Annotated in this window: 20 protein-coding genes, 1 other RNA gene and 2 other annotated features; of the genes, 19 read left to right on the top strand and 2 right to left on the bottom strand. The window is 38.2% G+C overall.

Annotated features, from left to right (window positions below; translation table 11 throughout):
• Nucleotides 1–164: 164 nt before the first annotated feature.
• Together G4D63_RS08420 and dtd are read left to right on the top strand one after the other, a co-directional pair.
• Nucleotides 165–2363 (top strand): RelA/SpoT family protein, encoded by a 2199-nt coding sequence (locus G4D63_RS08420; RefSeq protein ID WP_163179187.1) that lies wholly within the window; start codon nucleotides 165–167, stop codon nucleotides 2361–2363.
• A gap of 11 nt (nucleotides 2364–2374) precedes the next feature.
• The gene (gene dtd, locus G4D63_RS08415) at nucleotides 2375–2815 is read left to right on the top strand and encodes a D-aminoacyl-tRNA deacylase (protein ID WP_163179186.1); all 441 of its coding nucleotides are present in this window, start codon (nucleotides 2375–2377) and stop codon (nucleotides 2813–2815) included.
• A gap of 103 nt (nucleotides 2816–2918) precedes the next feature.
• On the opposite strand, the gene G4D63_RS08410 is transcribed toward dtd, so the two are convergent.
• The gene (locus G4D63_RS08410; RefSeq protein ID WP_163179185.1) at nucleotides 2919–4676 is read right to left on the bottom strand and encodes an N-acetylmuramoyl-L-alanine amidase family protein; all 1758 of its coding nucleotides are present in this window, start codon (nucleotides 4674–4676) and stop codon (nucleotides 2919–2921) included.
• A 218-nt stretch (nucleotides 4677–4894) separates the two neighbouring features.
• Here G4D63_RS08410 and G4D63_RS08405 point away from each other — a divergent pair, with 218 nt between their 5' ends.
• From G4D63_RS08405 to G4D63_RS08385, 5 genes are all read left to right on the top strand, one after another.
• Nucleotides 4895–5071 (top strand): hypothetical protein, encoded by a 177-nt coding sequence (locus tag G4D63_RS08405; protein ID WP_163179184.1) that lies wholly within the window; start codon nucleotides 4895–4897, stop codon nucleotides 5069–5071.
• Between the two features lie 53 nt (nucleotides 5072–5124).
• Nucleotides 5125–5370, top strand: a binding site (T-box leader).
• Between the two features lie 170 nt (nucleotides 5371–5540).
• Nucleotides 5541–6815: a histidine--tRNA ligase gene (gene hisS, locus G4D63_RS08400; protein WP_163179183.1), complete on the top strand. Its 1275-nt coding sequence runs from the start codon at nucleotides 5541–5543 to the stop codon at nucleotides 6813–6815.
• A gap of 14 nt (nucleotides 6816–6829) precedes the next feature.
• Nucleotides 6830–8599: an aspartate--tRNA ligase gene (aspS, locus tag G4D63_RS08395; RefSeq protein ID WP_163179182.1), complete on the top strand. Its 1770-nt coding sequence runs from the start codon at nucleotides 6830–6832 to the stop codon at nucleotides 8597–8599.
• Nucleotides 8600–8686: 87 nt separating this feature from the next.
• A non-coding RNA gene (gene ssrS / locus G4D63_RS08390) (6S RNA) lies at nucleotides 8687–8868 on the top strand.
• A 190-nt stretch (nucleotides 8869–9058) separates the two neighbouring features.
• Nucleotides 9059–9820, top strand: coding sequence for a tRNA threonylcarbamoyladenosine dehydratase (locus G4D63_RS08385; protein ID WP_163179181.1), 762 nt, complete (start codon nucleotides 9059–9061; stop codon nucleotides 9818–9820).
• 549 nt (nucleotides 9821–10369) lie between these two features.
• On the opposite strand, the gene G4D63_RS08380 is transcribed toward G4D63_RS08385, so the two are convergent.
• Complete coding sequence (locus tag G4D63_RS08380; protein ID WP_163179180.1) at nucleotides 10370–11113, bottom strand: RsfA family transcriptional regulator; 744 nt, start codon at nucleotides 11111–11113, stop codon at nucleotides 10370–10372.
• A gap of 191 nt (nucleotides 11114–11304) precedes the next feature.
• Between G4D63_RS08380 and G4D63_RS08375 the strand changes: the two genes are divergently transcribed.
• The 12 genes from G4D63_RS08375 (at nucleotide 11305) to alaS (ending at nucleotide 24572) form a co-directional block, all read left to right on the top strand.
• Nucleotides 11305–12588, top strand: a complete 1284-nt coding sequence (locus tag G4D63_RS08375) for a replication-associated recombination protein A (RefSeq protein WP_163179179.1) — start codon at nucleotides 11305–11307, stop codon at nucleotides 12586–12588.
• 280 nt (nucleotides 12589–12868) lie between these two features.
• Complete coding sequence (locus tag G4D63_RS08370; RefSeq protein ID WP_163179178.1) at nucleotides 12869–13549, top strand: YczE/YyaS/YitT family protein; 681 nt, start codon at nucleotides 12869–12871, stop codon at nucleotides 13547–13549.
• Between the two features lie 50 nt (nucleotides 13550–13599).
• Nucleotides 13600–14016 carry a cysteine metabolism transcriptional regulator CymR gene (cymR, locus tag G4D63_RS08365; RefSeq protein ID WP_163179177.1) on the top strand — a complete coding sequence of 139 codons (417 nt, stop codon included), beginning with the start codon at nucleotides 13600–13602 and terminating at the stop codon, nucleotides 14014–14016.
• Between the two features lie 40 nt (nucleotides 14017–14056).
• Nucleotides 14057–15205: a cysteine desulfurase family protein gene (locus tag G4D63_RS08360; RefSeq protein ID WP_163179176.1), complete on the top strand. Its 1149-nt coding sequence runs from the start codon at nucleotides 14057–14059 to the stop codon at nucleotides 15203–15205.
• 5 nt (nucleotides 15206–15210) lie between these two features.
• Nucleotides 15211–16326, top strand: a complete 1116-nt coding sequence (mnmA, locus tag G4D63_RS08355) for a tRNA 2-thiouridine(34) synthase MnmA (RefSeq protein WP_163179175.1) — start codon at nucleotides 15211–15213, stop codon at nucleotides 16324–16326.
• An 84-nt stretch (nucleotides 16327–16410) separates the two neighbouring features.
• The gene (locus G4D63_RS08350; RefSeq protein ID WP_163179174.1) at nucleotides 16411–17064 is read left to right on the top strand and encodes a tetratricopeptide repeat protein; all 654 of its coding nucleotides are present in this window, start codon (nucleotides 16411–16413) and stop codon (nucleotides 17062–17064) included.
• Nucleotides 17065–17099: 35 nt separating this feature from the next.
• Nucleotides 17100–19448 carry an SF1B family DNA helicase RecD2 gene (recD2, locus tag G4D63_RS08345; protein WP_163179173.1) on the top strand — a complete coding sequence of 783 codons (2349 nt, stop codon included), beginning with the start codon at nucleotides 17100–17102 and terminating at the stop codon, nucleotides 19446–19448.
• A gap of 39 nt (nucleotides 19449–19487) precedes the next feature.
• The gene (locus G4D63_RS08340) at nucleotides 19488–19961 is read left to right on the top strand and encodes a PRC-barrel domain-containing protein (RefSeq protein ID WP_163179172.1); all 474 of its coding nucleotides are present in this window, start codon (nucleotides 19488–19490) and stop codon (nucleotides 19959–19961) included.
• 24 nt (nucleotides 19962–19985) lie between these two features.
• Entirely contained in the window at nucleotides 19986–20174 is a 189-nt protein-coding gene (locus tag G4D63_RS08335) for a hypothetical protein (RefSeq protein WP_163179171.1), read from the top strand.
• Nucleotides 20175–20195: 21 nt separating this feature from the next.
• A complete protein-coding gene (locus tag G4D63_RS08330; protein WP_163179170.1) occupies nucleotides 20196–20327 on the top strand; it encodes a YrzQ family protein in 132 nt (43 codons plus the stop codon).
• A gap of 138 nt (nucleotides 20328–20465) precedes the next feature.
• Complete coding sequence (locus G4D63_RS08325; RefSeq protein WP_163179169.1) at nucleotides 20466–21527, top strand: AI-2E family transporter; 1062 nt, start codon at nucleotides 20466–20468, stop codon at nucleotides 21525–21527.
• A gap of 48 nt (nucleotides 21528–21575) precedes the next feature.
• Nucleotides 21576–21785, top strand: a binding site (T-box leader).
• Nucleotides 21786–21932: 147 nt separating this feature from the next.
• Nucleotides 21933–24572, top strand: a complete 2640-nt coding sequence (gene alaS / locus G4D63_RS08320) for an alanine--tRNA ligase (RefSeq protein WP_163179168.1) — start codon at nucleotides 21933–21935, stop codon at nucleotides 24570–24572.
• Nucleotides 24573–24669 lie beyond the last annotated feature (97 nt).

The raw sequence follows: 24669 nt of genomic DNA, 5'->3' as shown, positions 1-24669 counted from the left end.
TAGGGCTTTTTTCCTGTTAGAAATAGTAGAAATTTCTGCGAAATCCTTTACATTAATGTACATTTTCATGATAATAGTAACAATAATAATTTTAATATAATAAAGTGAAATAAAGAGAAGAATTGAATCCTTCTCTTTATTTTAACTTAAAATCAGGTGATTTTATGGCAAATGAGCAAGTACTGACAGCTGAACAAGTAATTGAAAAGGCTGCAAAATACTTAACAGATGAGAAAGATATACAATTTATTCAGCATGCATATGAGTTTGCCAAACAAGCACATCAAGAGCAGTACCGAAAATCTGGTGAACCATATATCATACATCCAATTCAGGTAGCCGGGATTCTAGTAGATTTAGAAATGGACCCAGTTACAATTTCCGCAGGTTTTTTACATGATGTGGTAGAGGATACGGAAATCACACTTCAAGACCTTGAGGAAGCGTTTAATAAAGAAGTTGCTATGCTTGTTGATGGAGTAACAAAGCTCGGAAAGATCAAGTTTAAGTCGCAAGAAGAGCAACAAGCAGAAAATCATCGGAAAATGTTTGTGGCAATGGCTCAGGATATCCGTGTTATTTTAATAAAGCTAGCAGATCGACTGCATAACATGAGAACACTTAAGCATCTACCTCAAGAAAAACAGAGAAGAATATCTAACGAGACCTTGGAAATATTTGCTCCACTTGCTCACCGCCTTGGGATTTCCAAGATTAAATGGGAGCTTGAAGATACTTCGCTAAGATATTTAAATCCACAGCAATACTACCGAATCGTCAATCTTATGAAGAAAAAACGTGCTGAGCGTGAAGAATATTTAGATGCGGTCATGAGTGAAGTTAGAGAGCGATTGAAGGAAGTTTCTATAAGCGCGGACATTAATGGACGACCTAAGCATATTTATAGCATTTATCGTAAGATGGCCATACAAAACAAACAGTTTAATGAGATCTACGACCTATTGGCTGTACGAATTGTCGTGAACAGTATTAAGGATTGTTATGCAATACTTGGTATTATTCATACTTGCTGGAAGCCTATGCCGGGGAGATTTAAAGATTACATCGCAATGCCTAAAGCGAATATGTATCAATCGCTTCATACAACAGTTATTGGTCCACAAGGTGACCCACTTGAGGTTCAAATAAGAACACTTGAAATGCATCATGTAGCAGAATATGGAATTGCTGCTCACTGGGCGTATAAAGAAAACAAACCTGTTAATGAAAAGCAATCATTTGAAAACAAAATTACCTGGTTTAGAGAGATACTAGAATGGCAAAATGATGCTAGCAATGCCGAAGAATTTATGGAATCCTTAAAGATTGACTTGTTTTCAGATATGGTCTTTGTGTTTACACCAAAAGGGGATGTTTTTGAGCTTCCTTCTGGTTCTGTCCCAATCGACTTTTCGTACCGAATACACTCTGAAATTGGTAACAAAACCATAGGAGCTAAAGTAAACGGGAAAATGGTGACACTCGACTATAAGCTTAAAACTGGTGATATTGTCGAAATATTAACCTCAAAGCATTCATATGGTCCAAGTCAGGATTGGTTAAAGTTAGCGCAAACCTCACAGGCCAAAAATAAAATTCGTCAATTTTTCAAGAAACAACGACGTGATGAGAATGTTTCAAAGGGGAAGGAACTAGTCGAAAAGGAAATCAGAGCATTTGATCTAGATCCTAAAGAAATTCTGGTCAACGATAATCTTAAGCGTGTTGCTGATAAATTTAACTTTTCTAATGAAGAAGATATGTACGCAGCTGTAGGTTATAACGGAATAACAGCGGCTCAGATTGCAACAAGACTAACTGAAAAGTGGAGAAAGAAACGAGACCTTGAGCAGGAATCAACCATCGCCGAAGCTGTCCAAGACTTGAAAAAGTTTTCCGTAACAAAGAAAAAAGATAGTGGTGTTCGTGTTCAAGGAATTGATAACCTATTAGTTAGATTATCAAAATGCTGTAATCCTGTTCCAGGTGACGACATTGTTGGATTTATTACGAAAGGAAGAGGAGTTTCCATTCATCGTGATGATTGTCCCAACGTCCATACAGATGAAGCGAAGGATCGACTTCTACTTGTAGAATGGGAAGGGAATGCAAAAGAAGGTAAAGAATATAATGTAGAGATTGAAATTTCAGGCTACGACCGTCGCGGGCTATTAAATGAAGTACTTCAGGCTGTAAATGAGACGAAGACGAACATTACAGCTGTATCAGGACGTTCGGATCGTAATAAGATGGCTACCATTTCAATGGCGATCTCCATTCATAATGTGAATCATTTACAAAAAGTAGTGGATCGGATTAAACAAATTCCTGATATATATGCTGTTAGAAGAATGCTGCATTAAGGTGGACGGAAATGAGAGTAATTGTACAAAGAGCAAGAGATGCAAGTGTAATCGTAAAAGGTGGGACGGTAGGGAATATCACTAATGGATTTATGCTACTAGTAGGTGTTACTCATACAGATACAGCTGAGGATGCATCCTATTTGGCTAATAAGATTGCGAATCTTCGAGTGTTTGAAGATGAGAGTGGTAAAATGAATAACTCTCTTTTAGATGTAAAAGGAGAAATTCTATCTGTTTCTCAATTTACCTTATATGGTGATTGTCGAAAGGGAAGAAGACCTAATTTTATGGAAGCAGCTAAACCCGAGTATGCAAATACGATTTATGAAGCCTTTAATGAAAACCTCAGAAATATGGGAATTCATGTTGAATCAGGAGCATTCGGAGAAATGATGGATGTACAGTTCGTCAATGTTGGACCAGTTACGTTAATAGTGGATAGTAAATAAGGAAGCCTTAGGGCTTCTTTTGTTTTGAGTTTTGCTACTAATTCATGGTTCTGAATAGACAAAAAAACACCCATCTATTAAATGGGTGTAAGAAATGGATTAATTATTTTTTGAACTCATAAGCTAGACCATTAAAAATGGCTGTTGTAATTTGTTCTTGGTAGCGGGATGTTGAGACATGTGCTTCCTCCGTCATATTACTTAAAAAGCCAAGCTCTAAAAGTACAGAAGGTCGTTTATTATTTCGTAAAATATGGAAATTTCCATACTGTACTCCACGGTCTCTTAATGAAGTCTGCTTAATTAATTCAGTTTGGAGTGATTCTCCTAAGGAGTAATCCTTCGACTTATTATAGTAGTATGTTGTGATTCCTCTTGCTGATGGATAAACCGAACTATCAAAGTGCAAGCTTATGAAAGCATCCGCTTGATAGTAGTGAGAAAGACTTACTCGATTACTTAGACTAACATATACATCTTGATTTCTAGTTAAAATCGGTTTAGCACCTGCTGCTTTCAGTTTTTCATCTAGCAATTTGGCAGCTCTTAACGTTAGTGTTTTTTCGTAAGCACCTCTAACGCCCACTGCCCCACTATCTCTTCCACCATGTCCCGGATCGATAACAATGGTCTTCCCTTCTAAGTATTGGTTCATCCCAGGACGCTCGACTTTAGCTATACTTCCGGTTGTTGTGACAATCCAACCAGCAACATAACCAAATTCTCCGTTTGAAAGAGTAATCTTATACCAATCGTTAACCTTCTCAGCAATTTTGAAGGTGTCACCTTGCATGGCTCTATGAACGATAGAATCACTCGTCGAAGGGCCACTACGTATATTTGTTGTATTATAGATTATTGTAACGGTAGAAGTTTCTTCAGGATTTTCTGTAGGAGGCTCAACTTCTGACTTTTCTACATACCAGCCAGCAACCCATCCCGTTTTTCCATTCGGAAGCTTTACTTGACACCAGTTATTTTGTTCACTGATTAACTCAAGCTGATCTCCCTTTTTAACTTGTCCAACGACACTTCCACTTAATGAGAAGTCATTTCTGACGTTTAATAATGTTGCTGTAACAGTGGCGATCTGCTTCTTGCTTGTTTCTTCCTTCTTTTGATCTTCCTTTTTCTTCTCTTCTGTTTTCACTTTAATGAAATCCTTGTGAACCCAACCTGTTTTATTATTAATTTTGATTTCAAACCAGTCATATTTTTCTGCATAAATCTCTACTTCATCGTTTTTTTGTACCTTGCCCATAACTGCTGCATTTAGAGATGGTGACAAGCGAACATTCAATGAATTAGCAGTAACACTTCCGCTTTTTATAACAGTTTTCTCTTTATTCGTAGGTGATTCAGTAGGAAGACCTTTAACGTAATCACTATGGACCCACCCATCGTAGTCTTTAAAAGAAATGTGAACCCAACTCTCACTTTTTTCTTTGAATTCAAGCACATCTCCTTTATTCACAGAACCTACAACTTGAAAACTGGTCCCAGGACCTTTTCTAATTCTTAGTCCATCCGCAGTCGATTCTAGCTTTCCTAACTTAACTGGATTTGAGGAGGTTTCTTCCTTCTTCTCTTCTTTCTTTTCTGAAACTAGCCAACTGGCTACCCAGCCACTTAAGTTATTTGAAAGTTTTATTTGAATCCAATCCCCATCTTTAGCAATAACCTCATACTCTTCGTTTCGGTCAACACTAGACACAAGATTATAAGATAAACCTGGGCCTGAACGAACGTGCAACGAATCAACATTTATAACAACTTTACTATTTTCAGCAAGAATGGTTGTTTGAGGTATAGATAAACTCAATAGGGCTAACACTAATGTAAATATAAGTCCCTTTTTCATGATGAAAAAATCCTCCTTTTGTAAAAGGTTGTATCGTAAGTGACTTTCATTTTACGACTAAACGAAAACCAACAACAAGGTTTAACTAGCCTAAAAAAGTACAGTACAAACCCACTCTTATAATTCTAGAGAAAATAGTAAAATCCTTGTCAGATTGTGAAAAAAATTGGTGCATTTGGGAAATATATAAATAGATTTTATTGGAAAGGAAGAGAGAAATGAGATTTAGTGAAAAAGGTGAGCATATCGCTAATGGATCACAGCAATTATTTGGAGTTAATTTTCATGATTTTATAGAAAAAGAAAATGCTACACCTAGTATGGAACTTGCTTCTGAATTTGGTTTGTCACTAAGAGAAGTGAAACAATTAAAAAAGCAGCTAGAACGTTCATAATCCTCTTGACATTCAAATTAAACATTCGTATGATAATTAACAATTATAATAAATAAGAACCGATGATCGAGAAAAGTAATTAAGCTACACTTGAACAGAGAGGAAATGTCTAGGCTGCGAACATTTCTACAAGATGCCTTAACGAAAGACACTCAGTAGGTTCCGCTTCGAACTCTTTAGTAGAAGCCGGACGTGGCAGGCGTTAACTGTCAAAAGTGGAAGTACATAGTGACTTGTAGGCAAGAGTCATAACTTCAATTAGGGTGGTACCACGGGAATATATAGCTCTCGTCCCTACTTCATCATGAAGTAGAGACGAGGGCTTTTTATTATTTATTATCAAGAAAAAATAAGTGACACAATAAAATTCATGTCTTGCTCAAGTGTATAGGCTCAGAGGGAAGGAACTTACCTTTTACTAGAAGCTTCATTTGGGATCAAGTGGCGTTAGAATTTAGGAGGAATAAACATGTCAATTCAAATTCCCAGAGGAACACAGGATATATTACCTGGAGTGGTTGAACGCTGGCAGTATGTGGAGGAGAAGGCACGTAACCTGTGTAAAAGATTTAATTATAAAGAAATCAGAACCCCGATTTTCGAGCATACTGAATTATTTCTAAGAAGTGTTGGAGATACAACAGATATCGTTCAAAGGGAAATGTATACATTCACCGATCGTGGTGACAGAAGTCTTACCCTACGTCCTGAAGGGACTGCGTCAACTGTTCGTGCCTATGTTGAAAATAAAATGTATGGATTGCCAGATCAACCAACTAAGCTTTATTATATGGGCCCTATGTTTCGTTATGAGAGACCGCAGTCAGGGCGATATCGACAATTCGTACAATTTGGAATTGAGGCATTAGGGAGTGCTGACCCAGCCATTGATGCTGAAGTAATCTCACTAGCTATGGCGATGTATCAGGAACTTGGACTTAAAAAGCTAAAGCTTATCATTAATAGCTTAGGTGATCAGGAGAGTAGAAGTGCTCACCGTACAGCTTTAACAGGGCATTTTGCTCCGAACATTAAAGAGCTTTGTTCTGATTGTCAAAATCGCTTAGAAACAAATCCGTTACGAATCTTAGATTGTAAAAAAGACAGAGAGCACCCATTGATGAAGACTGCTCCATCTATTCTAGATTATCTAAATGAAGAATCTGTTCTCTACTTTAAAAAAGTTCAGCAATATTTAAGTGCTATGGGTATCGAATATCAAGTCGATTCACGATTAGTTCGTGGTCTTGATTATTATTCTCACACTGCCTTTGAAATCATGAGTGACGCTGAAGGTTTTGGTGCTATTACCACTTTAATGGGTGGTGGTAGATATAATGGTTTAGCTCAAGAGATTGGGGGACCAGACACACCTGGAATTGGCTTTGCACTAAGTATAGAAAGACTTTTACTTGCTCTAGAGGCTGAAGGAATTGATTTGCCGATTTCAAAGGGAATTGATTGTTATGTTGTTGCTCTTGGTGAAAAAGCAAAGGATGTATCTATCTCATTAGTGAATGAGCTTAGAAAGGCGAATCTCACTGTTGAAAAGGACTATCTAGATAAAAAGATCAAAGCACAGTTCAAAGCAGCAGATCGGCTAGAGGCACAATTTGTTGTAGTCCTAGGAGATGATGAACTTGAGAGAAATTCAGCATCTATTAAAAACCTAAAAACAGGTAATCAAGAAGAGATTTCTTTAAATGAAATATCGACTTTTCTATTAGAAAACAAAGAGAAGTAAGAGGAGGAGCAAGAATGATAGAAAGATCACACCATTGTGGTGAAGTGACTGAGGCATTCGTTGGTCAAACTGTAGAGTTAAAGGGTTGGATTCAAAAAAGACGTGACCTTGGTGGGTTAATCTTTATCGACCTAAGAGATCGTACCGGTATCGTTCAAATTGTATTTAATCCAGAAGTATCGGAAGAAGCTCTGAAGCTGGCTGAGGAAGTTCGAAGTGAATATGTAATAGCGATTAAAGGAAAAGTGGTTGAACGGTCAGAGCAAACCATTAATACGAATATTAAGACAGGTAAAGTGGAAGTAAGCGCTGAGTCTATTGAGGTCCTAAATGCTGCAAAAACACCTCCCTTTGTCATCTCCGATCAAACCGATGTGGCGGAAGAAGTTCGTTTAAAGTATCGATATTTAGACTTAAGAAGACCAGTTATGCTTGAAACGTTCAAGATGAGACATCGTGTTACGAAAGCGATGCGTGACCATCTAGACACAGAAGGTTTCATTGAAGTAGAAACACCTATCCTCACAAAAAGTACACCTGAGGGAGCAAGAGATTATTTAGTGCCAAGTCGAGTACATCCTGGAGAATTTTATGCACTTCCACAATCACCACAGATTTTTAAGCAGTTACTAATGGTCGGTGGTTTTGAACGATACTATCAGGTGGCTCGCTGCTTCCGTGATGAGGACTTGCGTGCTGATCGTCAACCTGAGTTTACTCAAATTGATATAGAAACTTCTTTTATGAGTCAGGAAGATATTATCGGATTAGCTGAAAATATGATGAGACAAGTGTTAAAAGAAGCTAGAGGAATGGAAGTATCTACACCTTTCCCTAGAATGTCGTATCAGGAGGCAATGGACCGTTTCGGCTCTGATAAGCCTGACACGAGATTTGCGATGGAGTTAACAGATGTTTCTGAGCTAGTAAAGGATTCTGGATTTAAAGTGTTTAGTGGAGCAGTACAAGGTGGAGGCCAGGTTAAAGCCATTAATGTAAAAGCAGGCGCTCCAGACTACTCTAGAAAAGATATTGATGCTTTAACAGAGTTTGTGAGTCGATATGGTGCAAAAGGCTTGGCTTGGTTAAAGGCAGAGGCAGATGGCCTAAAAGGACCTATTTCTAAATTCTTTAGTGAAGAAGAACAGAAAACAATATCAGAAGTTCTTTCAGTTGAAGAAAATGACTTACTACTCTTTGTAGCTGATAAAAAGTCTGTAGTTGCTGACAGTTTGGGGGCTCTTCGTCTAAAGCTTGGTAAAGAGCGTAAACTGATTAATGAAAACCAATTTAATTTCCTTTGGGTAACAGATTGGCCACTTTTAGAGTTTGATGCAGAGGCAAACCGTTATTTTGCAGCACATCATCCGTTTACGATGCCCGTTCGCGAGGATCTAGAGAAATTAGACTCTAATCCTAGTGAAGTTCGTGCTCAAGCTTATGACCTTGTATTAAATGGTTATGAGTTAGGCGGAGGATCTTTAAGGATTTATGAACGTGAGATTCAAGAGAAAATGTTCGATACACTTGGATTTACGAAGGAAGAGGCTAATGAACAATTTGGATTCTTATTAGAAGCCTTTGAGTATGGTACACCTCCACACGGAGGAATTGCACTTGGTTTAGATCGTTTAGTGATGTTATTAGCTGGCCGAACTAACTTACGAGACACCATTGCATTCCCTAAGACAGCTAGTGCAAGTGACCTTTTAATGGAAGCACCCGGATCTGTTTCTGAGGCACAGCTAGACGACCTACATTTGAAGTTAAATTTGAAGGAATAAATGTAAAATTTTAATAGCTTTTTTTCACCAAAGACAATCTTAGTAACCTTGATAACGTTTTCAAAACATGATATGATAATCACACATAAAGTCCTAATGTGTTCGTCGCGTAACCTATTGTTTTGACCGAACAATAAGTTATACGGGAGCCCGGGTTTTCAGACCGCGTAAATGCCTCATCATGAGGACTTACAAATGTCTGAAACAGTGCACCCACCTGCCTAGAGCGGGTTCAAAACGAAGGAATCGACGGCATAATTGGGACTTTCTAAACTTAAATATCATACTACCCTATGCTAACTATGGCATAGGGTTTTTATATCATAATCCTTGGGTTCAACTAGAAATCATGTATTTCTAAAATTCCTATTGAAATACTAGACATTAAAGTGTAGTATGATATCGTTAAAAACGGGGAAAACAAGCATAATAGGAAATTACATAGAAAGTGGTGCAATTATGTTACATCAGTTTTCAAGAAATGAATTAGCCTTAGGAAAAGAAGGTCTTCAACTTTTAAAGGATAGCACTGTTGCGGTTTTAGGAGTTGGTGGAGTTGGTAGTTTTTCAGCGGAGGCTCTTGCAAGATCAGGTGTAGGAAGAATTTTATTAGTAGACAAAGATGATGTGGATATAACAAATGTGAATCGTCAAATCCACGCTTTACTTTCAACAGTAGGAAAACCAAAAGCTGATTTAATGAAGGCGAGAATAGAAGACATAAACCCAGAATGTGAAGTAATCGCCCTTAAGATGTTTTATACAGAAGAAACATATGAAGAATTCTTTAGTTATGGATTAGACTGGGTAATCGATGCTTCGGACACTATTTCCTATAAAATTCATCTAATGAAGGAATGCCTACAGCGAAACATCCCGATCATCTCGAGCATGGGGGCTGCCAATAAAACAGATCCTACTCGTTTTAAAGTGGCGGATATTTCTAAAACGCATACTGATCCAATGGCAAAAGTGATTAGAACAAAGCTTAGAAAAGAACGAATTCATAAGGGAATCAAAGTAGTATTCTCTGATGAAAGTCCAATTGTTATTCGTGAGGATATTCGAAAGGAAATTGCCCCTGAGGGAGCAAAGATTCGTAAGGCAAAAATGCCACCTTCCTCAAATGCGTTCGTTCCATCTGTAGCTGGTCTAATTATGGCTGGCCATGTTATTACTGAAATTACAAAAGAAATTCCAGTAAGTCGTGTAAAAGATTAAAAGTGAAAAGCTGTCAACCCTATGTGTTGATGGCTTTTTTGATTTTATAGGGAAAGTATAAACTTTAGTGGTGCTTTGTTTCAATGATTTGTAGTAATCTATCTCCAGCGTTCAAGCCCCTTACCTGTAACACATGTATTTACGCAATTATGATTAAATTTCAAACAAAAAACTTCGAACTCACGCAATTATGTAGGAGTTCACGCAATAAATAAGTAGACCCACGCAATTATACGGAATCTCACGCAATCCGCTTTAAAAGTATGTGTAAACGAATGAACAAAACCTAAAAAACATAAAAGAGACTGCCCTGAGAGCAGTCTTTTGATGTTTTTTTCTCTATGTACTATGGATTTGTTCGTAATCGAGCTTCGGCACCCAGCCCCCCGAGTCCAATAACCCTTCGAGAACAAAGAGGAACCCCTTTTTTTCCCTCAGAGGAACACTTGCTTGGGGGAGGCCTGCACGATACAGGTCAGACAGGCGTTGCAACAGAACTTGCACACTTAGCCTGTCTTACTTCAATGTAGCACTTTCGCTTTTCTTATTTTACTTCGCCACTTGTTCAAGGTTACCGTTTTTATCCATTCGGAAAACGGGAGAATTACGTTCCTCTGTGTCCTCAAACATTACCATTCTACGAGCACGATCCATGATCTGAACGAGTGCTTGATAATCCTCTTGAATAGTTGTATGCTGTTCTGATAATTTTTGAACTTTTCGCTGAAGTTCTTCGTTTTTCCTCTTAAAATCTGCATTTTCCGATTTAAGTCTTTCATTTTCAAGTTTTGCTTGAGTTCCTTGTGTTCCTTCTTGCTTAAGGTTTGTTAAGAACCCAATTACATCATCAATTGATAGATTCAGATTGGTAGAACGATTTGTAGTTGTCCTCTCTCTAAGAGGAGGTGCGATTGTTGGTGTCATTTCAGCTGCTGTTTCCTGCTGATAGGTTTGGATTTCATGATTAGTTTCTTCAACCGGTAAAGTTGGTACTGTCTGAATGGTAGGTCTATTCATTACTTCTCCTGTAACGGTTTTAGAAGCCGGTGTTGAATTTGCTAAAGCACGTTTTCTTTCTTTCCTCTGCTTTTTAGCAATAGATATTGCCTGGTCATATTGTCTTCTAACCTCTGCATTCCATCTAAAACCGCAGGCTGCTGAAGTACGATTTAATTTATCTCCAACTTCTTCAAAAGCTTGAAGCTGTGTTCCTCCCTCACGAATATAGCGAAGAACGGTTTCTGCTAATAATAAGTCATCCTCATGTGTCCATGCATCTGATCGTACCTTCATTGTATTCAACTCCTATCATTTCGTAGCTTACTATTTTTTTAACTAGCATTTACCGAAAGTTAGGATTTTATACGTTTAATAGTTTCAGTTCTAATTAAAAGGTAGTAAAAACAATAGAGTATGAATAGGCAAGGAATTTTGGCATCTCTAGTTTTTCGATATATAATAGACTTATGAATGGAGGCATTGAAATGAGTTTTGAGCCACTTGCATATAAAATGAGACCTACCACAATTGATGAGATTGTTGGACAAAGAAATATTATTGGTAAACATACTAGTTTATATAAAATGATAAAAAATGGCCATGTTCCTTCTATGCTACTATACGGCGAACCTGGTATAGGGAAGACCTCCATTGCTAATGCTATTGCCGGGACAACTAAAATCCCATACATTCCTTTAAACGCAACAACTGCTGGCAAAAAAGATGTTGAAGCGGTCGTGGATGAAACACGCTTAACCGGACAGGTTATTTTATTCTTAGATGAAATCCATCGTTTTAATAAAGCCCAACAAGATTACCTTTTACCTCATGTAGAACGTGGGGATATTATCTTAATAGGGGCAACAACAGAAAATCCTTTTCATGATGTAAACCCTGCGATCAGAAGTCGTTGTGGGCAAATTAAACAGTTACAGCGTTTAACTGCAAGTGACATCCTAGAACTTCTACAAAGGGCTTTATCAGACGAGAAAAAGGGCTTAGGAAAGCTTTCTATTAAAATCACCGATCAGCAATTACAAAATATTGCTGGGGGCTCTAACGGTGATGCAAGAAAGTCATTAACACTATTAGAATCGATTGTTCAAGCCTCAAAAAAAGAAAATGATGTATATATAGTTGAAGATGGATTGATTGAAGAAATGGTAGAGAATGTAGGCGTGTATGGAGATAAAAAGGGTACTCATTTTTATAACCTGCTTTCGAGTCTACAAAAAAGTATCCGAGGAAGTGATGTGGATGCAGCTCTTTACTATCTTGCGCACTTACTGGAAACGGGCGACTTAGTTGCATTAAATCGTAGATTACTAGTCATCGCTTATGAGGATATCGGATTGGCTAACACAGCTTTAGGTAACAATGTCTTAGCTGCTGTTACTTCAAGTGAACGATTAGGTTTACCAGAAGCAAGAATCCCATTATCAGTGGCGGTAGTTGAAATGTGTCTATCCTCTAAGTCGAACTCAGCTTATAAGGCGTTAGATCAAGCCATTAGTGATATAAGAAATGGAAGAGTAGGAGAAATACCTAAACATCTTCGAGATGCTCATTATGCTGGTGCACAGGCATTAGGGCATGTTGGCTATAAATACCCTCACGATTATCCGATTGGAACATTTGGTGGATGGGTGAAGCAAGATTATCTTCCAAAAGAATTGTTAGGAACACAATATTACGTTCCAAAAGAAGCAGGAGATGAAAAGCGTTTAGCTGGTATTCATAAGAAACTTAAAGAATTTAAAGAGCAATAAAAACACTTGGGAGAAATACCGAGTGTTTTTACCTTGTTAGGGTAATTGATCCTGTAAAAACAAGTTAATTTTCTTTTTGTAAGGAAAGTCGAATCTAGATTTAAAAATGGACAAAATCTTAGACCGTACACCAATTAAAAAACTCAATTCACAATCCCCTTTTTAAACACATAAAAATGTAATCACCCCTGAAGTATGCTATAATGCTTTATATTTGAAAAATAGAATAGATGAGACAGAAAGTAAAGACAACTTTGACAGATGAGAGAAGGGTTCACGTATGAAGCAGGGGAAGAGAAACCATCTTGCGGATTTATCGGCTAAATGGTTAGTGTTTATGATTGGACTTCTAGTCATGTCTTTTGGAATTGTCTTAATGATCAAGGCTGATGTTGGGAGTGCACCTTGGGATGTTTTTCATATCGGTCTTTACAAACAATTTGGATTAAGTATTGGTACGTGGTCCATTATTGCAGGTTTCTTTATTTTGCTTATAGCAAGTCTTTTATCAAAAGCGTGGCCAAAACTAGGCGCGTTTCTAAATATGTTATTAGTGGGGATTTTTATTGACTTAATCATGCTACTCCCCTTTCTAAAAACACCTAATAGCTTACTAGAGCAATACCTGATGCTAGTCATTGGAATTCTTGTTATTGGATATGGAATTGGGTTATATATATCGGCAAGATGTGGCGCAGGTCCTCGTGATTCATTAATGTTGGTGTTAACACAAAGGACAGGATGGAAGGTTCAATATATCCGTGGAGCGATTGAAGTGGTTGTATTGACGTTAGGGTTCCTTTTAGATGGGCCAGTCTTTGTTGGGACAATTGTTTTTTGTATCACAATAGGACCGATTGTAAGCTTCACTTTACCACAATGTGAAAAGCTAGTTGATAAAATCTTGGCCCCGCGCTATATAGATACCCCCCTCTCAAATGAGGTAGGAGTTGGAGATTAATAAAACTGAAAATACATGACTAATGGATATTAAAAGGGGTGTAATGAAGAATGAAAATATCAACTAAAGGACGATACGGGCTGACCATTGTGATTGAACTGGCGAGACAGTATGGGGAAGGGCCTGTTTCTTTAAAATCTATTGCACAAACTCATGATTTGTCAGAGCATTACCTAGAGCAATTAATTGCCCCTTTACGGAATGCAGGGCTAGTGAAAAGTATTAGAGGCGCATATGGTGGCTATATGCTGGCTGATGCACCTGCAGCGATTACAGCAGGAGATATTATTCGTGTTCTTGAAGGACCTATAAGTCCTGTTGAAGTATTAGATGACGAAGAGCCAGCAAAGCGTGAACTATGGATCCGAATTAGAGATGCTGTAAAAGAAGTCTTAGACAGTACAACATTAGAGGACTTAGCAAGCTATTCTGATGGAGAACAGGATGCTTATATGTTTTATATATAGGAAATAATAGTACATAACATAAATGAAAGGAGTGAAACAAATGAGAGAGCCTATTTATGTGGATCATGCTGCAACCTCACCACTTCATCCGGTCGTCGCACAAGAGATGCTTGCTTTTATGACCACTACATATGGAAATCCGTCGAGCATTCACTCCTTTGGACGAAAGAGTCGACATGCACTAGATCAAGCAAGAGAAGTCATCGCAGCGTCAATTGGTGCTAAAGAAAGTGAAATTATATTTACTAGTGGTGGCACTGAGGCTGATAACCTAGCTATTATCGGGATGGCATTTGCTAATAAGGAAAAGGGGTCTCATATTATTACGAGCGCAATTGAGCATCACGCGGTCCTTCATACCTGCAACTATCTTGAGCAGCAGGGGTTTGAAGTCACCTACCTTCCTGTTGGTGAAGATGGGGTTGTTAAACTTGATGATGTTAGGCAAGCATTACGAAATGACACCATCCTGGTAACCATTATGCTCGGTAACAATGAAGTAGGAGCGATTCAGCCAATTGAAGAAATTGCTGTTTTACTTGAGGGTCATCAGGCATACTTGCATACAGATGCCGTTCAAGCGTTCGGAGCTCTTCCTGTTTCTGTTAACCATTTAAAGGTGGACGCATTATCCGTTTCAGGTCATAAAATTAATGGCCCAAAAGGGACAGGCTTTCTTTATGTAAAAGAAGGGACAAAGCTAGTATCTGTCACATATGGTGGGGAACAAGAAAGAAAACGAAGAGCGGGTACAGAAAATGTTCCTGGAATTATTGGACTCATGCATGCCGTTACTCTATCACAGCAGGAAATGAATGAAAAACAAAGTAATTACAGTGGCTATAAACAAATTTTAATCGACACATTTATGAGTAATGATATTGATTTTGCTGTGAACGGGGACTTGAATAAAAGTTTACCACATATCATTAATATTCATTTTCCGGGAATTAACGTGGAATCTTTTCTAGTTAACTTAGATTTGGCTGGAATAGCTGCCTCAAGTGGATCAGCATGTACAGCAGGTTCGATCGATCCTTCTCATGTATTATGTGCGATGTACGGAAGTGAATCGGACCGAGGTAAAACCTCCATTCGATTTAGCTTTGGATTAGGAAATACAAAAGAACAGATTCAAAAAGTAGCAGAAGAGACTGTTAAAATTGTAAAAAGGTTAACTAGGAGGTGACTAGCATGACGACCAAAGCACCAAGTGAAACTCGAGTTGTAATCGGGATGTCAGGTGGGGTTGACTCTAGTGTTGCAGCGCTTCTTTTAAAGGAGCAAGGGTATGATGTAATTGGGATTTTTATGAAGAACTGGGATGACACGGACGAGTTTGGTGTATGTACAGCAACGGAAGACTATAATGACGTGATCAAGGTATGCAACCAAATTGGAATTCCCTATTATGCAGTTAACTTTGAGAAGCAATATTGGGACAAAGTGTTTACGTATTTCTTGGACGAGTATAAGGGTGGAAGAACACCAAACCCTGATGTCATGTGTAATAAGGAGATTAAGTTCAAGGCCTTCCTAGAACATGCTCTAGAATTAGGAGCAGATTATTTAGCAACTGGTCATTACGCAAAGGTAGCATTTCGCGATGGAGAATATAAAATGCTTCGAGCCCTTGATCAAAATAAAGATCAAACATACTTTCTAAATCAACTAGGACAAGCTCAGCTCTCTAAGGTTATGTTTCCTTTAGGGGACCTACCAAAGCCAGAGGTAAGAGAAATAGCTATAAAAGCAGGATTAGCCACTGCTTCTAAGAAAGATAGTACGGGTATTTGTTTTATCGGGGAGCGCAATTTTAAGGAGTTCTTAAGTCAGTATTTACCTGCCCAGCCAGGGAGTATGAAGACTCTCTCAGGTGAAGTAAAAGGAAAGCATGATGGATTAATGTACTATACCATTGGCCAACGTCAAGGATTAGGGATTGGTGGTAGCGGTGATCCATGGTTTGTTGTGGGTAAGAACTTAAAAGAAAATATTCTTTATGTAGAACAAGGGTTTCATAACGAACTTCTGTATTCAGATGAGATTACAGCAACAAACATTAGTTGGGTCTCGGATCTTCCCAAAGAATCCGGATTTTCATGCACCGCAAAATTCAGATATCGTCAAGAAGATCATGGTGTGACTGTTCACTATATCGATGACAATAACGTTAAAATTGTATTCGATGAACCAGTTCGTGCAGTTACTCCTGGTCAAGCTGTCGTGTTTTATCAAGGCGATGAGTGTCTGGGTGGGGGAACCATTAATGACATTTTTAGAAATTCAAAGGAACTCTGGTATGTCTAAGAACCTCAGCCTAATTGGTTGAGGTCTTCTTGACTTAACTACATACTTTATAAAAAAATATGTTAAAGAAAAGGGATGATTAACATGACAGATAAAAATAAACTAGGAATTCAATATATGCAAGAAGGAAACCTTGAAGAAGCAGCGAAAGTGTTTACAGAGGCTTTGGAAGAAAACCCAAATGATCCGATTGGAAATGTGAACTTCGGAAATTTGTTAGCAGCCGTAGGGGAAACAGACAAAGCACTAGCTTTTTTTAAAAGAGCGATTGAGATTGATGAACAATTAGCCACAGCCTATTACGGAGTTGGTACTATATATTTTGAAATGGAAGAATTTACGAATTCGACACATTATTTTTCCATGGCAATAGAAAAAGGACTAGATAACTCTGATGTCTATTTTATGCTCGGGCTTACTTATATGCAGCAAGAATTATTTAAGCACGCACTTCCATACCTTCAGCGAGCTGTTGAGCTTAATGTAATTGACTATGAAGCTAAGTTTCAATATGGCTTATGCCTGGCACAGCTGGAGCTTATTGACGAATGTATTAAGCAATTTGAAGACCTTGTTGAAATGCAGGTGGACAATGCAGATGTTTACTTTAATCTAGGTGTTGCCTATGCTCATAAGGAAAATGCTGATAAGGCATTAGAAATGTTTAATAAGGCGTTAGAAATACAGCCAGATCATCTATTAGCAGGTAACGGAAAACGCCTATTGGAACAAGAGTAATATAACTTCTGACTGGACAGAGAGGAGGGAGCCAGATGACGGAACCAGAAAAATATGTAAAAGGTCATCCAATTGTTACGATCTTTCATAATGATTCCAACTTATATACAGTTCTACGGATTCGGATCGAAGAGACTACCGAAAATTATGAGGATAAAGAGGCAATTGTAACAGGCTATTTCCCTCTTCTTCAGGAACATGAGACTTATACCTTCTTTGGTGTGTTTAAGGATCATCCTAAGTTTGGTATTCAATATCATGTGAATCACTTCCAAAAAGAAATTCCCAGAACCGAGCAAGGAATTATATTATATTTATCGAGCGATCTATTTAAAGGAATAGGAAAAAAAACAGCTGAAAAAATTGTAGAAGCACTTGGTGAAGATGCAATTAATAAAATCTTACATAACCCTGATGTTTTAAAATCTGTACCACAGTTAACTTCAGAAAAAGCAAAAGAGCTAGCCAGAACATTACTTGAACACCAAGGTTTAGAACAGGTCATGGTCACTTTATCTCAATATGGATTTGGCCCCCAGCTTTCAATGAAGATATACCAAACATACCGAGATCAAACCCTAGACATGATTAAGCGAAACCCCTATCAGCTAATGGCGGACGTTGAGGGAATTGGCTTTGCAAAAGCTGATGAACTTGGTAAAGCGATAGGGATGGTGGGAAAGCATCCTGAACGTATAAAGGCCGCATGTCTTTATGTGATTGACCAGTTTAGTATGCAGGAAGGGCATGTATATCTTTTAGGAGAGCAATTGTACGAAAGAGTAAGGGGATTATTAGAATCCTCGCATTATGACCTGATTTCTGAATCGGATATCATCCAACAGCTGGAATATCTGGTTGAGGAAGGGAAGTTAGTCCTTGAAGATGACCGTTATTACCTTCCTTCGTTATTTTTTTCTGAAAAAGGCTTAGTTACTAATATAAAGAGGTTATTAGAACAGGAAGAGTATGAAGATTCCTTTCCGGAGTCTGAATTCTTACTAGCTTTAGGAGCACTCGAAGAACGCCTCAAGGTACAATATGCACCTTCTCAAAAGGATGCTATTCAAAAAGCCCTGTCGTCTCCTATGCTTCTTTTAACAGGAGGACCAGGTACAGGGAAAACAACTGTCATCAAGGGTATCGTTGAGTTATATGCGGAACTCCATGGTTGTTCCTTGGATCCAAAGGATTATAAAAAAGAAGAACCCTTTCCATTTTTGCTAGTTGCACCTACAGGAAGAGCAGCTAAACGGATGAATGAATCAACTGGACTACCAGCTGTTACGATTCACCGACTTCTTGGTTGGAATGGAGTAGACGGATTTGATCATGATGAAGATAATCCTGTTGATGGAAAGATACTTATAGTTGATGAAGTGTCTATGGTTGATACGTGGTTGGCTAATCAGTTATTCAAATCATTACCTGCTTCTCTTCAGGTTATTTTGGTAGGTGACGAGGATCAGTTGCCCTCCGTTGGGCCAGGTCAAGTGCTGAGTGATTTATTAGATACTGGTACCATTCCTACGGTTCGACTTGTTGATATCTTCCGTCAGTCAGAGGATTCAACCATTGTAGAACTAGCACATGATATTAAAAAGGGTACATTACCACATGATATTATGACTCCAAAATCGGATCGGTCGTTTTTGAAGTGCAATCAATATCAAGTAATTGATGTTGTTAAAAAGGTTTGTGCTAATGCAGTTAAAAAGGGCTTTTCTCCAAGAGATATTCAAGTCCTTGCCCCTATGTACAGGGGACCTGCGGGAATCGATACATTAAATCTTGAACTACAAACTTTGTTTAACCCAAAAACAGATCAGAAGAGAGAAATTTCTTATGGAGACAAGGCTTACCGGGTTGGTGATAAGGTTCTTCAGCTTGTGAATCAACCTGATCAAAACGTGTTTAATGGGGATATGGGAGAGATTGTTTCTGTTTTCTATGCGAAGGAAAACGTAGAAAAGGAAGACCTTATTGTAATTGCCTTTGAAGGGACAGAGGTAACCTATAAAAAGCAGGATTTAAATCAAATTACTCATGCTTATTGTTGCTCTGTACATAAAGCACAAGGCAGTGAATTTCCAATTGTCATTTTTCCTGTTGTAAAAAGTTATTATAGAATGCTTCGAAAAAACTTAATTTATACAGCGATAACAAGAAGTAAAGAGTTTTTAATTCTATGTGGGGAAGAAGAGACCCTATTGCAGGGGATTCAACGTACGGAAGATCGGAAACGTCAAACCACTTTAACAGAAAGAGTTAAGGGAATGATTGGCAACATCGTTACAGAAACTGAATCTGCCGGGTTTGAGTTGTCTGTTGATGCAGAACGTGCGGCTATGGTAAACGTTTCTCCGTATGACTTTATGGATTAATACAAACTATAAAAATGTTCGGGAAGGTGGGGAGTACTTTTGCGAACATTTACTTTGATTAAAGGTATGCCAGTGTATGATTCATCCACAGGTAAAGCGTTGGGTGTTGTTTCCGATTTAATGGTCTCGAATGAAGGTGTGATCAGAGCAGTCATGCTTGATGTGAAGGGCCTCTTTGAACGTGATCGATTAATCAGCATCGACAAAGTATTATCCATCGGAACAGATGGTGTGATGCTAGAAGATAGAAGTTCTTTACAATCCGGCATTGTAGAAGAGCCCGATCATTTTCTATGCGATCATGATTTGGTCGGTAAGCTCCTTTTTACAAAAGAAGGAGAAAAACTTGGTATCGTCGATGATGTATATTTTGATGCAAATTTGGGCACTATTTTAGGGTATGAAGTATCAGAAGGATTCTTTGCTGATTTATCTGAAGGAAAAAAGAATGTGAAGACAAATCATCCACTTCAGTTCGGCGAGGATATTGTACTGATCGAAATTGACACGTGAATGGTATAAGGAGGCCCTTAGAACTTGCAGTGCCCAAATTGTAAAAGTAAAGATATCGGAAAAATTGGCGTCAATCAATATTATTGCTGGAATTGCTTTATTGAATTATCGATTTCAAAAGGAATTATGAATGTTCATCAAGTGGAAGAAGATGGCACATTAAGCTCTCTTGATGATCTGTTTGGTGAAGATGAGCGCATTATAAATATGTAACGAAAGAGGAGTGTTTACACCATGAATAGAACACTAACATCTATAATTGCTATGGGTCTTGGAGCATACGCTTTTCACAAGGCACAGGAAAATGATATGATGTCAAGCAGACCGGTAAGAAAGCTCCGCAAACGTATTACAAAAATGTGGTAATTAACTAGTACACGAAGGGATCTCTAATTGGAGATCCCTTTGTTTTTATTGGTCAAATATCAATAAAATAATGAATTAACCCCTCGCGATGCATAATTGCTAAACTTTGTTTCACATTATGTAAGGGAGGGAGTGCATATGAAAAATATAAATACTAACTGGCTCATAAGAATTCTAACACTGTTACTATTTCTATTGTGTATTTATGTTTTTTTAAAGCTTGAGCCCTTTTGGACACCGATTTATCAAGTGGCATTAGCTATATTTATTCCCTTTCTAATCGCCTCGTTTATAACGTATTTACTTCATCCGTTAATCGAAAAGATACATGCTTATAATATTCCAAGGCCCATTGCTATTTTAATTATTTATGGATTGTTTTTTGGTGGAATTGCTCTTGGCCTTTACAAGGGACTTCCACAGATTTTAATTCAAATTAGAGAGCTTGGCAATAATGTTCCAGAGCTGTTTGAAAAGTATCGAGCATGGTCCAGTTCTATTCACCAACAGACAGAGCAATTACCTGATGGTGTCCATGCAAGAATAGAACAAACCCTAACAGGAGTAGAAGAATCAATTGCATCTATCCTAACAAATGTTATAAATGTGTTAAGAAGTGTGATTAATTACTTCCTACTCATTTTAATTATCCCGTTTATTGTTTTCTATATGTTAAAAGACTTCGATCAGATTAAAAAGACTGTATGGTATTTAACTCCAAGGAATTATCGAAAGTCAGGTATACGCTTTTTGAAGGATATAGATCAATCGCTAGGAAATTATATTCGTGGCCAGCTTTTAGTCTGTCTAGTGGTTGGTATTATTTCAACACTCGGATTTTGGTTAATTGATATGAAATATCCTCTGCTATTAGGGGTTATTGTAGGAGTAACCAACGTCATTCCCTATTTTGGTCCAATTATCGGGGCAATACCTGCAATGTTAATTGCAGTAACGATATCAGGTAAGATGGTTCTGTTTGTGGCAATTGTTATTTTTAGCATACAATTTATTGAAGGTAATTTATTATCCCCATTAATTGTAGGCAAAAGTCTTCATATGCACCCAGTGTTTATTATGTTTGCGTTATTAGCTGGTGGGGAAATCGGTGGTGTGGCAGGCCTTATTTTAGCCGTACCATTGCTAGCAATCCTAAAGGTGATTCTCCTCCATGCAAAAGCCCATTTTACAAAACATTGACAAAGGGTAGAAGCTTTGTCTATAATAAGCGGCATAATAGATATCAAAATTAAAACTATGAAGGAACGAGTAAGCTACAGCCCACCTTAAGAGAGGGTTTCCCTTGGCTGAGAGGAAATCTAGGTGAAGTGTACCTGAAGGCTATTCCAGAGTGCAGATTTAAAAAACCTGCCGTATTTCTACGTTACAGAAATCTGAGTGATGGTTACGTGAGTAATCATAATCAGGGTGGTACCGCGAGTAACTCTCGTCCCTGTATGTATATACAAGGGATGGGAGTTTTTTTATTTGCTTTACACCCTACCTCGTGGGTTTTACCCTTGGAGACTATAAGCATCTGCTTGTAGGAGGCAAGAAAGGGCACTTAAGCCTTTTGTTCTTTAAAACATGTTAGGAGGAAGTACTTTGAAACAGTTATCATCAGCTCAAGTAAGACAGTTATTTTTAGACTTTTTTAAGGAAAAGGGTCATTCAGTAGAGCCAAGTCGTCCACTTGTTCCTCATGAGGATCCGTCCCTACTTTGGATCAATAGTGGAGTTGCGACATTAAAGAAATATTTTGATGGTCGTGTGATTCCCGAGAACCCTCGCATATGTAACGCACAAAAATCGATTAGAACAAACGATATTGAGAATGTTGGAAAAACAGCTAGACACCATACTTTCTTTGAGATGCTAGGAAATTTTTCTATTGGTGATTATTTTAAGACTGAATCTATCCACTGGGCATGGGAATTCCTAACTAGTAAAGATTGGATTGGCTTTGATCCGGAGAAGCTATCAGTTACCATCCATCCTGAAGATGAAGAAGCCTATAAAATCTGGACAGAGGAAGTAGGGGTACCTAAAGAACGAGTGATTCGTCTTGAGGGTAACTTTTGGGACATTGGAGAGGGTCCAAGTGGACCTAATACGGAGCTTTTTTACGATCGTGGTGAAGAGTATGGAAATGACCCGAGTGATCCAGAACTTTACCCAGGTGGAGAAAATGAGCGTTATCTAGAAGTTTGGAATCTCGTGTTCTCAGAATTTAATCATAATCCAGATGGAACATATACTCCACTTCCAAAGAAAAACATTGATACCGGAATGGGATTAGAGCGTATGTGCTCTGTTATTCAAGGAGTACCTACTAATTTTGATACTGATCTATTTGTTCCGATTATTGAGGCTACAGAGAACATTTCTGGCCATAAGTATCGTGAATCAAAGGAGAAGGACGTAGCGTTTAAGGTAATCGCTGACCATGTTAGAACAGTAACCTTCGCTGTTGGAGACGGTGCACTTCCTTCCAATGAAGGTAGAGGGTACGTACTACGAAGATTGTTACGTAGAGCGGTACGTTATGCTAAGCAATTAGACATTGGGCGTCCATTTATGTTTGAGCTTGTTCCGGTAGTTGCAGACGTGATGGTGGACTTCTATCCAGAAGTGAAAGAAAAGACTGAGTTTATCCAGAAGGTTATAAAAAATGAAGAAGAACGCTTTTTAGAAACGTTAAATGATGGATTGGCTATTTTATCAGCTGTCATTCGCTCACAAAAAGAAAAGAACGAAACTGTTATTCCAGGTGCAGATGTGTTCAGACTTTATGACACATATGGATTCCCTGTTGAGCTTACAGAAGAATACGCGGAAGAAGAAGGTATGGTCCTTGATACTGAAGGCTTTGAAGTTGAGATGAACAGCCAGCGTGAACGAGCAAGAGCTGCTAGACAAGATACAGGTTCCATGCAGGTTCAAGGTGGAGTGCTTGGAGAAATTACGGCAAAGAGCAGCTTTGTTGGGTATGAAAAGCTTGAAGAAGAAGCAAATGTGTTAGAAATAGTCTCAAACCATCAATTTGTCAATGAGCTATCAGCAGGGCAAGAAGGGCAAATCATTCTTAGCTCTACGCCGTTTTATGCTGAAAGTGGTGGTCAAATTGCCGATAAAGGATATCTAGTAGGCAATGGCCTCAAGGTACTAGTTAAAGATGTACAGAAAGCTCCAAATGGTCAAAACTTACATCAAATTATTGTGGAGGAAGGTACATTAACAAAGGGTACTTCCGTTTCAGCAACAATTGATCAGGAGTTAAGAGGAGGCATTATTAAAAATCATACTGCCACTCATCTTCTTCATCAGGCTTTAAAAGATGTATTAGGTGGGCATGTTAACCAAGCAGGCTCACTAGTTACAAAAGATCGTTTACGTTTTGACTTCTCTCACTTCGGCCAAATTAAACCTGAAGAACTAGAACAAATTGAAGAAATCGTAAATAAAAAGATTTGGCAAAGTATTGACGTTGAAATTTCTAATAAATCACTAACTGAAGCAAAAGCTATGGGGGCAATGGCGCTTTTTGGTGAGAAGTATGGAGAAATTGTTCGAGTGGTTCAGGTCGGTGATTATAGCCTAGAGCTTTGTGGCGGTTGTCATGTTCAAAATACTGCTGTGATTGGGCTATTCAAAATTGTTTCAGAATCAGGAATAGGTGCTGGTACTAGAAGAATTGAAGCAGTAACTGGTCAAGCAGCATATGCAGCGATGTACGAGCAAATTAGCCTTCTAAATGAAGCGGCAGCGAGATTAAAATCGAATCCAAAAGACATAGTAAATAGAATTGATACTCTACAGATCGAAATGAAGCAACTGCAAAGAGAAAATGAATCTTTAGCGGCTAAGCTTGGAAATATTGAAGCAGGTAACTTGATCAATCAGGTCAAAGAGATTAATGGAGTAAAGGTTCTAGCTAGTAAGGTCAATGCCACTGATATGAACAGCTTACGTTCTATGGTTGATGATTTAAAGCTTAAAATAGGATCTGGTGTGATTATCTTAGGATCAGTGGTTGGAACAGATAAGGTCAACTTATTAGCGGGTGTTACCGAGGATTTACTTCCAAAAGGGTATCATGCTGGAAAGCTTATAAAAGAAGTTGCTGGACGTTGTGGTGGCGGTGGTGGTGGCCGTCCTGATATGGCACAAGCTGGAGGAAAAGACCCGGATAAATTAACAGAAGCTCTTGAATATGTTGAGGAATGGGTAATAAAGTCGGTTTAAATGTTCTTTTTGCAAGGGTTTCTGGTGGGGTAACCCCTCTCTAGAAACCCTACATAACAGATATTTTTGTAGTTTGCTTTATTATGACAAGTGGTTA

This window comes from Bacillus mesophilus (assembly GCF_011008845.1).
Taxonomy (GTDB): domain Bacteria; phylum Bacillota; class Bacilli; order Bacillales; family SA4; genus Bacillus_BS; species Bacillus_BS mesophilus.
The sequence above is the reverse complement of the archived record's forward strand: the minus strand, read 5'-3'. Positions and strand labels throughout refer to the sequence as shown.